General features: G+C 41.4%; 10 protein-coding genes. 3 read left to right on the forward strand and 7 right to left on the reverse strand.

Annotation, left to right across the window (positions count from 1 at the left end):
• Positions 1–29 precede the first annotated feature (29 nt).
• The 3 genes from glpK to IPJ16_17945 all read right to left on the reverse strand — a co-directional run bounded on the left by glpK (position 30) and on the right by IPJ16_17945 (position 4599).
• A complete protein-coding gene (gene glpK, locus IPJ16_17935) occupies positions 30–1520 on the reverse strand; it encodes a glycerol kinase GlpK (protein ID MBK7629048.1) in 1491 nt (496 codons plus the stop codon).
• A 32-nt stretch (positions 1521–1552) separates the two neighbouring features.
• Complete coding sequence (locus IPJ16_17940; protein MBK7629049.1) at positions 1553–3112, reverse strand: glycerol-3-phosphate dehydrogenase/oxidase; 1560 nt, start codon at positions 3110–3112, stop codon at positions 1553–1555.
• A 242-nt stretch (positions 3113–3354) separates the two neighbouring features.
• Positions 3355–4599 carry an alkaline phosphatase family protein gene (locus IPJ16_17945; protein MBK7629050.1) on the reverse strand — a complete coding sequence of 415 codons (1245 nt, stop codon included), beginning with the start codon at positions 4597–4599 and terminating at the stop codon, positions 3355–3357.
• A gap of 240 nt (positions 4600–4839) precedes the next feature.
• Between IPJ16_17945 and IPJ16_17950 the strand changes: the two genes are divergently transcribed.
• Positions 4840–5376, forward strand: coding sequence for a cysteine hydrolase (locus IPJ16_17950; GenBank protein MBK7629051.1), 537 nt, complete (start codon positions 4840–4842; stop codon positions 5374–5376).
• A 1-nt stretch (position 5377) separates the two neighbouring features.
• Here the strand turns inward: IPJ16_17950 and IPJ16_17955 are convergent, their stop codons facing one another.
• The 4 genes from IPJ16_17955 to IPJ16_17970 all read right to left on the reverse strand — a co-directional run bounded on the left by IPJ16_17955 (position 5378) and on the right by IPJ16_17970 (position 10202).
• Positions 5378–6493: a lactonase family protein gene (locus IPJ16_17955; GenBank protein MBK7629052.1), complete on the reverse strand. Its 1116-nt coding sequence runs from the start codon at positions 6491–6493 to the stop codon at positions 5378–5380.
• Between the two features lie 5 nt (positions 6494–6498).
• Entirely contained in the window at positions 6499–7698 is a 1200-nt protein-coding gene (locus IPJ16_17960; protein ID MBK7629053.1) for an exo-alpha-sialidase, read from the reverse strand.
• 93 nt (positions 7699–7791) lie between these two features.
• Positions 7792–8739 (reverse strand): TIM barrel protein, encoded by a 948-nt coding sequence (locus tag IPJ16_17965; protein ID MBK7629054.1) that lies wholly within the window; start codon positions 8737–8739, stop codon positions 7792–7794.
• A 32-nt stretch (positions 8740–8771) separates the two neighbouring features.
• A complete protein-coding gene (locus tag IPJ16_17970) occupies positions 8772–10202 on the reverse strand; it encodes a Gfo/Idh/MocA family oxidoreductase (GenBank protein ID MBK7629055.1) in 1431 nt (476 codons plus the stop codon).
• A gap of 325 nt (positions 10203–10527) precedes the next feature.
• Between IPJ16_17970 and IPJ16_17975 the strand changes: the two genes are divergently transcribed.
• The gene (locus IPJ16_17975; protein MBK7629056.1) at positions 10528–12018 is read left to right on the forward strand and encodes a PD40 domain-containing protein; all 1491 of its coding nucleotides are present in this window, start codon (positions 10528–10530) and stop codon (positions 12016–12018) included.
• A 125-nt stretch (positions 12019–12143) separates the two neighbouring features.
• The gene (locus IPJ16_17980; GenBank protein ID MBK7629057.1) at positions 12144–13916 is read left to right on the forward strand and encodes a hypothetical protein; all 1773 of its coding nucleotides are present in this window, start codon (positions 12144–12146) and stop codon (positions 13914–13916) included.
• Positions 13917–13961: the final 45 nt, after the last annotated feature.

A 13961-nucleotide genomic window follows, 5' to 3' on the forward strand; every position in this document is an offset into this window, starting at 1 on the left:
CGAAATCGGCAATCCGAAATCCGAAATATTTATCCTTCGGCCCAAACTTTAGCAGCATTCACAGCCCGGTGCCATCCTTTTATCAGGGAGTGAGTTTCTGCAGGTTTTATCTCAGGCGAAAAAGTCCTGTCCATCTGCCATTGCTGCTTAACCTCTTTAATATTACTCCAGTAATTTACTGCCAGTCCGGCAAGATAAGCTGCCCCAAGTGCTGTTGTCTCCGTAATTTTCGGACGAACAACTTTTGCCTGCAGAAGATCAGACTGGAATTGCATAAGCTGATTATTTACAGTTGCACCTCCATCAACACGCAATTCACGTATATCAATACCCGAATCATTCTGCATTGCCAGAAGAACCTCAAGTGTCTGGTATGCAATACTATCGAGTGCAGCACGTGCTATGTGAGCTGATGAGGAACCTCTTGTGATACCAACAATAGTACCTCTTGCATGCTGGTTCCAGTGAGGTGCCCCCAGACCCGCAAATGCAGGAACAAAATATACACCATCACTATCTTTAACCTTCGCAGCAAGCTTCTCAACATCGGTTGACTTTTTGATTATTCCAAGTCCATCGCGGAGCCACTGAACAACTGCTCCTGCGATAAAAATACTTCCTTCCAGGGCATATTGTGTATCGTTGCCAATTTTCCATGCAATGGTTGTCAGAAGCTGGTTCTTCGATTCTATAGGTTTGTTTCCAATATTCATAACCATGAAACAACCTGTTCCATATGTATTCTTTACCATCCCCGGTTCGGTGCACATCTGACCGAAAAGAGCGGCCTGCTGATCGCCGGCAATACCAGCTATAGGTATTGCAGTGGCAAAGTTACCAACAGTATTGCCATATACTTCACTTGATGATCTTACTTCAGGCAGCATACTGGCAGGAATATTAAAGATCTTCAGAAGCTCTTCATCCCATTTGAGAGTATTTATATTATAGAGCATAGTCCTCGAAGCATTTGTCACATCAGTAATATGCATTTTACCTTTTGTAAGATTCCAGACCAGCCATGAGTCAACTGTTCCGAAAGCCAGCTGACCTTCATCTGCAAGCTTCCGGGCTCCCTTGACATTTTCCAGAATCCACCTGACCTTTGTTGCAGAAAAATATGCATCTATTATTAGTCCTGTCTTTTCACGTATCGTCCGGCTATGCCCCTCCTTTTTTAAAAGATCACAGAAATCAGATGTACGTCGGTCCTGCCATACAATTGCATTGTAAACAGGTTTACCTGTCTTACGGTTCCATACAATTGTTGTCTCGCGTTGATTTGTTATGCCTATTGCTGCAATATTTGAGCTTTCCAGTCCTGCCTTGGTAATCGCCTCAAGTGCAACCCCTGCCTGTGTCGACCAGATCTCGTCAGGATCATGTTCCACCCAACCTGGTTTAGGGAAATACTGTGTAAATTCTTTTTGAGCCGTTGCTACAGGAAGCCCGTTGTGATCAAATACTATTGCCCTGGAACTTGTCGTTCCCTGGTCAAGTGCTAAAATGAATTTCTTCATATCTTCCTTGTAATTAATTGAATATCAATATTTTATATATATTTGTTAATCAGCGACTTATACGACTCAATCTGGATGCTTTTCCAATTTTGGTCATACCCGAATTCTGCTGCCATCAAACGTGCGACTTCGGGAGCAGCATCAGCGCTTGCCTGTGCATTAAGCAAAAGTGCTCTTGTTCGTCTGGCCAGAAGATCTTCAATTGTCACGGGCATCTCATTCCTGCAAATCCAGATTACTTCAGCTTTTGTATATGGTAAACCTGAAACAACCTGTGCTCCAAGTTCAGGGTTTTCAGCAATCATCTTCTCAATTTCAGCTGATTTTTCGCCATAAATGTGAAGACGTCCGGCACTGCTGTTATCAGTGAGTTTTGTAAGTTTCAGATCAGATGTAATACATTTCATATCCTTAAGAAATCCTGCAGCAATAGCTTTGTCAATGGTCTCTTCTGCCATCCTGCGGTATGTAGTCCACTTACCTCCGACTATCGACAGAAGCCCTGAGGGTGAGAGGGTAATCTTATGTCTCCTTGAGACCTCTTTTGTCGATTCAGGGTTATCAGGATTGGCTGCAAGAGGACGCAATCCTGCAAAAATGCAAAGAACATCTTCCCTTCGCGGTGGTTTTACAAGATAGAGTTCAGCTGTCTTCAGGATAAAATTGATTTCCTTTTCAAGAGCCACAGGCTCCAGAGTGACATCAGCTACAGGTGTATCAGTAGTACCAACAACAACTTCATCATACCAGGGTATGGCAAACAATACTCTCCCGTCGGAAGTCTTCGGAATCATAATTGCTGAATTACTTTGAAGAAATGATTTATCGAGAACTATGTGTACACCCTGACTTGGTTTTATTGTTGGTTTTGAGGAAGGATTATCCATCCTTGCAATATCATCGGCGAATACCCCTGTTGCATTGATAACCACCTTCGCTTCAAAAGTGAATTCATTTCCGGAAACCTCATCTGCAGCTTTTACTCCGCATACATTTCCCTTTTCATTTTTTATCAGGCTGGTTACTCTGCAATAGTTCAGAATGGTTCCTCCTCTTTCCGTTGCGGACTGTGCAAGTGCTACAGCAAACCGTGAATCATCAAACTGGCCATCATGATAAACCACTCCTCCTTTCAGCCCTTCAGATTTGAGGAGAGGAAGCTTTGAAAGTGTCTTTTCTTTATTTATGAAATACGATTTACCCAGACTTAACCGGCCTGCCAGAATATCGTAGAATTTTAGTCCTACAGTGTACATTATCGCATCCCAGATCGTATATATAGGAATAACAAATTCCTGGTTAAAAGTGAGATGAGGTGCATTCTTCAGCATGAGTCCGCGTTCGTGAAGTGCCTCCATTACGAGCAGCAGGTCACCCTGCGCCATATATCTTACACCTCCGTGTACCAGCTTCGTGCTTCGTGAGGATGTTCCTTTTGCAAAATCAGACTGCTCAAGAAGCAGAGTGCTATAGCCACGTGATGCCCCATCAAGAGCAATTCCCAATCCTGTTGCTCCTCCTCCTATAATAATAATATCCCAGATTTTACCTGATTTCTCCTTTAAATCACTAATAATCCTTTCACGATTCATCTGCCTCTGATTTTGATAATAATGTTACGGAGAAATTTTTGAAAAACAAAAACCAATTTACAATCAAATTCAAGTCTGAACTGGACGTAATCAATCTCTTAATTATCCTTCCCATTTTTGCCCCCCAACCCCCCTAAAGGGGGGCTAAGTTCGTCATTTTAAGACAAATACCAACAAAAGAGGAAGTTAACCCCCCTTTAGGGGGGTAGGGGGGCGAATAATTGGCGAAGGTGTCACATAGCTCACCGTAAAAATCCTTTAATACGCTCCGGATTACCATCATTCCTAGCAGGTATTATGTCAAGAATCCTGCAAACAAGGTTATATATGTCGACGTTATTAAGTTCTTTGGATTTATAGTTTTTCTTAAAGGCTGGTCCTGTGGCATAAAATATTGAAAACATATCGGAATTGTAATTATCAAATCCATGTGCCCCTCCGCTAATAGATGAACCATCAGGACGGGTGCCAATACTCCATGAACTGTCAGCAACCACAACAATCTCAGGGATACGGGGATGAGTCCCGTAATTCCATCTGGCAGGAAGTTCTGATTTCTTCCAGGCTTTAATTCCTTTTACTCTGTTAAGCAGCATGAGGATACTATCCCGCTTACCTTCTTTGGGGTTGATCGAATATACAGGACTTCCTCCTGTAACGGATGCAATCATTCGTTCCGGAACGACTGCCCTGATGCTCACATATTTATCACCTGAAACAGGTCCCATTCCATGATCAGACAGGACAATCAGGTTTATTTTCTTTGCCTCTGGCAGGACAGAAATTTTTTGTCTTATCACACCAACTATACTGTCAAGGTATTGCACTTTCTTCCCAACCTCCGGGGAAGTTGGTCCGAAATCGTGACTGGCCAGGTCAGGCTCATCGAAATAAAGAGTTACAAGTTCAGGACGTTTATCTTCAGGATAACCAAGCCACTTCATTACAGTGTCTATCCTCGCCTCGTATGTAACATTTCCATCATATTTCTTCCAGTACGATGGATACCTTCCTCCAACAGGTGCTTCAGAACCTACCCAAAAGAAAGAGGCGGCTTTAACACCCTGCTTTTCTGCTGTAATCCACATCGGTTCTCCCCCATAAAATGCAGGATTTTCTACTGCAGCCCTGTCTCCCATTCTGTAGAATAGTCCAAGATCAGGAGCATTAAAACTATTGTCTATAAGTCCGTGATGATCGGGATACAAACCCGTTGCAATTGAATAGTGATTTGGAAATGTCTTGGTCGGAAACGAAGGAATCATCCGGTCAGCTTTTACTCCCTCGCTTGCCATTTTATCAAGGTTAGGAGTACTGAATAGCTTATTGTAATCCCATCTGAACGCATCGAATGAGACAAGCACAACATAGTTCTTAAATGGTTTTCTGGAGTCTTTTCTGAAACCTGATATGATTATCAGGGTACCTATTATCAGTAAAGTGAAAATTGGAATTCTGCTGAGTTTATATTGATGCTTCTTATTCATTGTTTTATTCATAAAATTTTAATGTTAGCAGGCTCAAATATACATTAAAAAGAAAATAATAACTTTGGGGAAATATGCCACAAGAACTCCTTAATAAAAAAAGAAGGGGAGAGTGGGATAAGGGGTGAATGGGAGACCAGACTCCGTGAAACTCTGTGTTACTCCGTGTCTCCGTGGTAAAAAAAATATTCAATGAAAAAATTCATTTTATCCTTTGCCTTTTTTTCAATGATTATCCTTATGGTTTCCGCCCAGCCGGCGACTAAGGCATTATTAATAATTGACATTCAGGATTTCTATTTTCCCGGAGGTTCGTCAGCACTTGTGGAACCTGAAAAAGCAGCAGCAAATGCAGCATTATTGCTCGATAATTTCAGAAAAGAAAAACTGCCTGTAATTCATGTGCGCCATAATGCCAAAACAGGAGCGGAAATAAATAAAATTGTCAAACCACTCCCCTCTGAAAAAATAATTTCAAAAGATGAAGTTAACTGCTTTATCGGAACTGATCTCGAAGCATGGCTTAAAACTATCCATCCCGATACACTTGTTATTTGCGGAATGCAGACTCATATGTGTGTTGAAGCAGCCACCCGTGCAGCCAGTGACATGGGATATAAATGCATCCTTATACATGATGCATGTGCAACAAAAGATCTGAAATTCAACGATAAAATTATCAAAGCTGAAGATGTGCATTATTCAACTCTGAGCACCTTAAAAAATTATGCCTCAATCATAAGTACAGAAGAATATCTTAAAGGCAGGAACAAATAAATCATTCGATAAACTTCAGACAGGCAGGTGCCGTACTCAGGAAATCTACTCCCGGTTCAATTGGTAATCCTGTCTTTTTATTAAGCCTGAAAACAGAGATGCTGTCTGATTTCTGGTTTCCGACAAGGAGAAATTTCCCTGTGGGATCAATTACAAAATTTCTTGGCCAGTCACCCCCGCATGATGTGTGTCCGACAAGTGTAAGAGTACCATCTGCCTCAACCTTATAGGTAACAATCGTATTCTCTCCCCTGTTTGAACCATAGAGGAATTTACCATCTTTCCCCAAATGTATATCGGCACAATAATTATTGCCCTCGAACTCTGACCTTGTTGTTGGCAGGATCTGTACAAGTCCAGGCTCCTCATTCTCCTTTATATTAAAAACAAGCATCTTGGAACCAAGCTCATTTATAACATACAGATTCGATCCGTTCGCATTAAATACAAAATGCCGGGGACCGATCCCATCAGGAAGCTGAACTAGGCCATTTTCAGACTGATTCAGCTGCCCAGCATTCTTATCAAAATCATATACAATAACCCGGTCAAGTCCAAGGTCTGTCACATAAACCTTTTTACCTGCAGGATCACTAAGGATCATATGAGCATGTGATTCATCAGGAGCGCTCTTATTATATAGTATAGTATCGGTAATTACAGAGGGAATACCTTTCTCATCAAGCCTGACAACTGCTACAGAGCCATTCGGGTAATTGGCAATGAAAAGATGAGTGCTGTCATGCGACAATGAAATGTAGCAGGGACCTCCGTAGGGTATCAGCATTTCATTTAACTTCTCAAAACTTGCATCCTCTGCTTTATATTTATAGGTAGTCAATCCGCCCCCGAATGTTCCGTTAAACTCCATCACTTCATTCGCCACATAAAACAAATTTGTTTTAGTGGAGAAACAAAAATAGGCCGGATTGGGTCCAACCTGGGCCTCTGAAATGAGTTTCAGATCTCCGCTCCGGGGATTAAAATCAAAAACAGATAATCCCTTTGCATCAGGTTTGGTGAATCCTCCCACAAATAATCGTGAATGGTCGGTGCAGCCTGAAAATAAAATAATTGAAAGAACGAAAAGGAATACTGAAGCTGATTTTCTACTCATAGCACTTAATTTTTAACTGTTGTTTTAACCTTCTTATCAAGTTCATTAAGTTTCATTCTTACACTTAATATATATGGTTCTTTACCAGCATCCCAGTGACCGTAAGTCGTTATCACAAAGGTCCCTTCGGGGAGAAGTTCAACACCGGGATAACAGCAATCCCAGCTGTTCTGATTATCTTTAAATCTGATACGGTATTCACCTTTCCCTCCCGTAATAAGGTCATTCCATGTTCCCACCCAGCCGGCCCAGTCTCCTTCAGTCGGACTCCCCCCATCGGGTTTGAAACGTGCCGGACTAACATCTCTGAAAACGACAAGCACTCTGCCATCGGGTGCGTATTTAAGTACATGTCTGTCGCCATTGAGTTCGTTAGGCAATGGACGGGGCTCACTCCATGTTTTGCCCTCGTCGTTTGAAAATATTATCTGAGAATTATGCCGCCGGGCATTCTCCCGAAGAAGCATTGCAAGCTGTTTTCCATCGGGGGACCGGAGGATTCCCGGTTCACAGAGATTCATATCGCGCCTGCTCAGGATAACTGCTGGTTGCGACCATGTTAATCCTCCATCCTCAGAGATTGTTTTATATAATGTAAAAAGGCGTTCCTTATTAGTTTTGACATCCTCATCAAACAACTTCTGACCATCTTCAGTAAAATACCTCATATCATCGTGGAACAAAGCCATATAATGGCCCTTTCCTGTTGAAAGAGGGAATAGTGCACCCATTACGACTATGCCTCCCCAGTTTCCCGCAGGTTCAAGTTCGCTCCATGTTTTACCATCATCTTCAGAATGTGCAAGTCGTGCCGGATATAGTCCGGAAAATAGAATAAGTCTTTTTGTTCCCGATTTATCGATAGTCCTGAAAATTGTTGGTACTTCTTTCGATGTCTTCCAGTTTTCCGGAACACTTAGTCTCTCACTCCATGTCAGGCCGCCATCCATACTTCTTTTATACACGATTTCTCCCCTGCCATGACCTTTCGGATAAACTGTAAGGATTGTTTTACCATCCTCAAGAAGAACAGTTGTGGGATGCCCGAGGTATTGCCCCTCTTCCCTGTCGACAACTACCTGACGGAAAGTCTCATCATTAAGATCAATAACCGGTATACTGAGGTATGAATTTCCCTTACGTTCCTGTGAAAACAAGGAAAATGTAGTAACAAGTAAAAAGAATAAAATAATTGTTCTTTTCATACTAAAAAATTTACCACGGAGTTGCACGGAGTTGCACAGATTATTACTCCGTGCAACTCAGTGTTCTCCGTGGTTAAAAAACTCCTGGATATCTTATACCTCAAAACTATCGCATTCGCGATATGCCTGAATAACTCTCAGTTCGCCTTCCTTGGTGCCTCTCTGGCTTACTCCGTGTTCCATGCACAGAGTACCATCATACTTCTTGTTATACAGATGCTTGAAAATGTTCTTGTAGTTTATTTCACCTGTTGTTGGCTCATTACGACCCGGAGAATCTCCCAGATGGAAAACAGCTATTTCACTCCAGGCAGCCTCAATATTAGGAATAAGGTTACCTTCTGTGATCTGCTGGTGGTAAAGATCATCGAGCAATTTGCATGAAGGTCTGTTTACAGCCCTGCATATAGCATAACCCTGTGGCACCCTTGTAAGGAAAAGTCCCGGGTGATTAATAAGGTTATTAAGCGGTTCCAGCACCAGTGTAATGCCTTCGGGTTCAACTATATCGCAGCAGAACCTAAGATTGTCGATAGCGTTTGCAGTCTGGTAATCGATGTGCAGCTTGTCGTCATATCTTCCGAGAACTATCAGAGCCTGTTTGACACCTGTTCTCTTAGTAACCTCGATTGCTTTTTTCATCACCTCTGCAAGCATATCCCTGATTTCCTGCTTATTCAGCACAAAATCGGGAATTCTGGGGTCTCCCCTGAGAACATAGGGTCCGAGCTCCATTCCCTGCCTGCTGATTTCAGCAGCAATTTTCTCCTGGAGAGCAGGCTCTCTGCCCGGAAGGCCGTTGTCGAACATTGCCCTGAACCCCTGATCCTTACAGAACTTGATATTATCGATAGGATCCTGTCCGGCATTCTGGCGAAACATGCCCATACCGGGAGCATATTTAAGTTTGAATGGTGCTTCAGCATAAGTAGCTTTCAGCGGCCTTGAAGCAGCACCTGTACCAAAAACTGCAGGAGCAGCCATAATGGCGGCTCCTGTAGCTGTGGCACTCTTTATGAAATTCCTCCTTGAGTAATCCATATTAAGTATTATTGAATTATTTGAAAATCGCTCTATTTGGTTGCAGCAGCAGCTTTTGCAGCTTCAGCTTCCCGTGCAGCTCTTGCAGCAGCTCTTTCTTTTGCCTGAGCAGCTTCAGCTGCAGCATCATAAGCTAGTCCTGCCAATGGAACTGATTTGTCGATATCAACTGGTCCGAATGCGAATACTGTTGGTCCGAGTTTCAGATCTGAGTTCATCATCTCTTCGTATGTTGTCTCTTTTCCGGTATAAGCTGATACGCGACCCATTATAGCAACCATAGTTGAGATAGCAGTATTTTCAGCTTCGTTAATCGGTTGATTTGTACGAATAGCTGTAACAAGGTCGATATGTTCCTGAACATATGGATCAACACTTACTCTTCTAGTTGGCTTTCCATCTTTATCAAGAGGATATTCATATTTCCAGAGTTCTGTTCCTGCGAGGTCGAGAATGGTGTTCTGGCAGTTGGTTGAACCTTTTGCTCCCTGAATTCTTTCAGATACGTTTGGTGTTGTTCCGTTAATCTGACGGCACATACTATGGAAATGTATGCCATTTTCAAATGTAAAGTCAACACTGAAATTATCATACTGGTTACCTGTAACACGCCTGATCCTTGATCCCATACCAACAGCTTTAACAGGATGTGATCCTGTAAACCAGTTCATTACGTCGAGGTTATGAACGTGCTGTTCAACTATATGGTCGCCTGAAAGCCATGTCCAGTTAACCCAGTCGCGGATCATCCATTCCATTTCAGTCCATTTCGGATCATTATCGCGATGCCATAGTTTACCGCCATTCCAGTAAACATTACCGCCAACGATATCACCTATAAGGCCCTGACCTACCTGCTGCCAGTTGGCAACATAGTCGCGCTGGTGACGACGCTGTGTTCCTGTAACAATAGAAAGTTCCATTCCTTTTGCCTTCTGTCCGGTAGCCATTACTGATCTTGCACCTACAGGGTCAACGCAAACAGGTTTTTCTGCAAATACGTGCTTCTTGGCTGCGATAGCGGCTGCAAGATGCTCAGGACGGAACATTGGTGGTGTGGCAAGAATAACGATATCAACACCTGCATCAATAACTTTCTGATAAGCATCGAAGCCTACAAAACATTTGTCAAGAGGAACATCCTGATTATGCTGCTTCATAATACTTGCCCTGCATGAATCAACACGATCCTGGAATGTGTCGCCCAAAGCAACAATCTGAAGGTTTGGTCCTGCGCTGAGGAAGTTATTTGCCGCACCTGTTCCGCGGCCTCCGCAACCAATTACACCTGCTTTAAGAACAGGTCCGTCCGGAGCCTGATCTAGCATAGTTGGAATTGTAACAACTTTTTTTGCAGCTTCACGGGAGCAACTGGTAATAATAGAGGGAACTATAACCCCTGCTACTCCTACTGTAGCTGCTTTACCCAAAAAATTTCGCCTTGAAATACTGGAATTTTTCATAGTTAGATTGGATTTTTTAAAACTGATTATATAAGATTCCTTAAGTTAGTTTCAGATTGTACCAAATGTAAATAATGAGCAGGAATTAAGCAAATAAATAAAGGTATTTAATGTTTTTTAACTTAAGGCAGATTGATGCTGATAACGAGTTAATTAGTTTCGTACCATAATTGTAAAATCTGAAGACAATTAACTGATTTTTTCGTATTTTTCGAAGGTAGAACTTAACCCATCCCCCGGCCCCTTCCCTTAAACAATAAGGGAAGGGGGGAAGCCCTGCTACCGGTGAGGGAAATAAGTTAAAAAGATAATGTAAAAAACTCCCATGCTGACATACATATTACATACTTTTAAGGAAAAGAATCTGTTCATTATCTTGCTGATATTCACTATTATTGGCTGTACCAGCAACCCTGGTAAAGAATTCAGTACTTCAGAACTTGCACCGAAAATTGATCCTGATTATTCCGGTGTTACTATTCCTCCAAACATTGCACCACTGAACTTCATAATTAAAGAGACAGGAGAAGCATTCTTTGTTAAATTTTCAGCTGAAGCCGGTGCTGAATTTGCAGTTGGTTCGAAGGATGGGAAAATAATAATCCCGATTAAGAAATGGCATAAAATGCTGCAAGAAAATATCGGGAAATCTTTCAACGCTGATATCTATTGCAAAGATGATCAGGGAAAATGGTTAAAATTTAAAACTATCACCAATAAGATTGCTGCTGAAAGGGTTGATCCGTATTTGTATTACAGGCTATTATATCCCGGCTACGAGAGTTGGGCCGAATTAAGTATTAACAGCCGGAATCTTGAGAGTTTCAAAACTCAGTCTGTAATTGAAAACAGTGTCGCAGAGGAAAACTGTGTCAACTGCCACTCATTCAATAACGGGAAAACAAATGACTTCCTCTTTCACATGAGAGGGAGTATGGGAGGAACATATTTTTATAAAGACGGAGAATTCATAAAAAGAAACCTGAAAACAAAAGAGATGAAGAATGCGGCAGTATATCCGCGATGGCATCCCTCGGGAAAGTTTGTCGCCTTCTCTTCAAATAAAATAATTCAGCGTTTTCATGCAGCTGATAATAAGAAAGTTGAAGTTAGCGATCTGGAATCATCACTTGTGCTCTATGATGTTGAGAGGAACGAAATTATGAACATTGAACTGCCTGACAAAGAGAAGTTCATGGATACATTCCCGGAATGGTCGCCCGATGGCAAATATCTTTATTTCTGCAGGGCCCCTCAGATCGGTGATGAATATGATTACAGGGAAATAAAATATAACCTGTTCCGTGTTCCTTTTGACATCAGCAATCGCTCATTCGGCGAAGTTCAGCTTGTTTTCGATGCTGCAGCTTTAAACAAGAGCATGACGTTCCCGAGGATCTCTCCCGACGGTAGAACATTGGTTCTTACATTATTTGATTACGGAACCTTCCCTATATGGCATAAGGAAGCAGACCTCTGGGCAGTAGATCTTTCAGATCTTAAAGCCGCACCTTTAGATCTCAATAGTGATTTTGCCGATAGCTACCACTCCTGGTCATCGAATGGCAGATGGCTTGTTTTCAGCAGCAAGCGCGGCGATGGACTGACAGCGCGTCCGTTCATTTCATATATAAATGAAAACGGGAAAGCTGATAAGCCATTTATTCTGCCTCAGAAAGATCCGGAGTTTTATGATAAATTCCTGAAGAGTTTTAATATCCCCGAATTCTCAACAATTGAAATAGACCTGACTCCGGGAAAAATAAGGGACCTTGCAAAAACTGAGGCGGTTCAGGCAAAATGGTATAAGAAATGAAATCCATTAACCACAAAGGACACGAAGTATTACACAAAGTACACAAAGTTAAAGAGGAATGCGAAACTCCTTTGTGACCTTCGTGAATTCCTTTGTGCCCTTTGTGGTAAAAAAGAATATTAAAAATGATCAAAACTCAAATTAATAATTCCATTTTATATCGCAGGTCACCATTTCTGGCCTTCTTTGTCAGTGTGTTTATATACTTTGCCTTCTTCGGGAATTACGTTCTATTCTACCAGGAGAAATTCTCACTTTTTATCTTCTCATCCGACTTTTTAAAAGAGAATCTCCACCAGCCCGGAGGCTTTCTTATCTGGCTGGGGAAACTCCTTTCCGCATTCTTCTACCATTCTTTTACAGGCGCATTAATAATCGCAGCAATTTTATCATTGACTGTTTACTATTTATCAGAAATATTAAAATTCCAATCCCGAAAAAATGCAATAATCCCATCAATAGTTGCAGGAATGATTCTATTTTATGTTCAGACCGATTACCAGTTCTTTCTTTTTAATATTTTGGGACTATTGCTTCAGCTCATAATATTCTATATTTCAATAAAATACCTAAGTCTTCTAAAAGGCTGGATTCCTTTATTATTCGGTCCGCTGCTCTATTTTGCCACAGGAGGCTTCGCCTGGATTTTTATGATACTCTTCTCATTATGGCTGGCTGTTAAAAAGGGAAACGACAAGTGGATCAAACTTTTACTTTTATGGAGTATAGGTTATTTAACATTCTACATCTCAAAAGAGTATCTGTTCTTCCAAACCAATTTGATACTACTGACATTCCCATTTACTGAACTCAATTCAGGGATGCATCACACAATCTTTCTCTCACTTTGCGGAGGTTTATCGCTGTTGCCGGTTTTGCTTGCTTTAGACAGGATTCCTGAGAGAATTACACTGACTCAACCAGCTCAATTCCTCATAACTTCAGTTGTGATAATGGTTTTTATGGGTGCACTCAGTTATATCAGGTACGACAAAAAAACAAGTAACTATTTTCATGTCGAAAAACTGTTTTATCAGAAGAAATTTAATGAAATAATTGCTTTTAACACAAAGTATACTCCAACTAATCAGCTTACTATATTCCTCAATAACATTGCACTATGCGAGACTAACCAGCTAAACGATAAGCTATTTAGCTTTCCGCAGGATGCCGAAGGCGGAACACTTTACCTTAAATGGGAGATGATGGGCGAAGTTTTAAGGAGGGGTGGCTATTTTTATTATTCTGTGGGTATGATAAATGAGGCTCACAGGTGGGCATTTGAGAATATGGTTATGAAGGGACATACACCCGAGGGATTAAAGATGCTTATCAAAACAGAACTCATAAATGGAAATTATAAGGTTGCCTCCAGATATATCGGGTTACTTAAGAAAACAATTTATTACCGGTCTGAGGCCTTAAAATATGAGAAACTTCTTTTTAATGATTCAGCTTTAAATGAAGATCCTGAACTTGGAGAAAAGAGAAAAATCCGTCTTCATACTGATTTCTTTGCTATTACAGATGACCCATACATCAATCTTGGCCGGATTCTGATAACAGATTCGCTTAACAGGAAAGCTTTTGATTATATGATGGCCATTCAAATGATCAAAAAAAATTATGAAGGGATTGCAACTCTTTTACCCAGGTTCTCAACTCTGGGGTACAGACAATTCCCGGTAAATGTTGAAGAAGCAGCAACCGCACTTTCAGTGCTTAATGACGGAAGACTGCCAGATCTAGGCGGGATTCATATCAGCAGTAATACCACAAACCGATGGAACCAGTACCTGACTGTTTTTCAGCAATATGGAACCAATCCAAAGGCATCTGAACCTGCATTAAAAAGACAATTCGGAACTACATTCTGGTATTGGGCCTTTTACCGTTAGTCCTGGTTCCTATTTGGACTTAAATAAATAAGGCCGGCCAAACGG

The sequence above is a fragment of the Bacteroidales bacterium genome, from assembly GCA_016709865.1.
In the GTDB taxonomy this organism is placed as follows: domain Bacteria; phylum Bacteroidota; class Bacteroidia; order Bacteroidales; family VadinHA17; genus LD21.

What these genes read in the sequence shown, in the direction of transcription:
- glpK (MBK7629048.1), bottom strand. Translation starts at nt 1,520, where the DNA reads ATGAAGAAATTCATTTTAGCACTTGACCAGGGAACGACAAGTTCCAGG.
- IPJ16_17940 (MBK7629049.1), bottom strand. Translation starts at nt 3,112, where the DNA reads ATGAATCGTGAAAGGATTATTAGTGATTTAAAGGAGAAATCAGGTAAA.
- IPJ16_17945 (MBK7629050.1), bottom strand. Translation starts at nt 4,599, where the DNA reads ATGAATAAGAAGCATCAATATAAACTCAGCAGAATTCCAATTTTCACT.
- IPJ16_17950 (MBK7629051.1), top strand. Translation starts at nt 4,840, where the DNA reads ATGGTTTCCGCCCAGCCGGCGACTAAGGCATTATTAATAATTGACATT.
- IPJ16_17955 (MBK7629052.1), bottom strand. Translation starts at nt 6,493, where the DNA reads ATGAGTAGAAAATCAGCTTCAGTATTCCTTTTCGTTCTTTCAATTATT.
- IPJ16_17960 (MBK7629053.1), bottom strand. Translation starts at nt 7,698, where the DNA reads ATGAAAAGAACAATTATTTTATTCTTTTTACTTGTTACTACATTTTCC.
- IPJ16_17965 (MBK7629054.1), bottom strand. Translation starts at nt 8,739, where the DNA reads ATGGATTACTCAAGGAGGAATTTCATAAAGAGTGCCACAGCTACAGGA.
- IPJ16_17970 (MBK7629055.1), bottom strand. Translation starts at nt 10,202, where the DNA reads ATGAAAAATTCCAGTATTTCAAGGCGAAATTTTTTGGGTAAAGCAGCT.
- IPJ16_17975 (MBK7629056.1), top strand. Translation starts at nt 10,528, where the DNA reads ATGCTGACATACATATTACATACTTTTAAGGAAAAGAATCTGTTCATT.
- IPJ16_17980 (MBK7629057.1), top strand. Translation starts at nt 12,144, where the DNA reads ATGATCAAAACTCAAATTAATAATTCCATTTTATATCGCAGGTCACCA.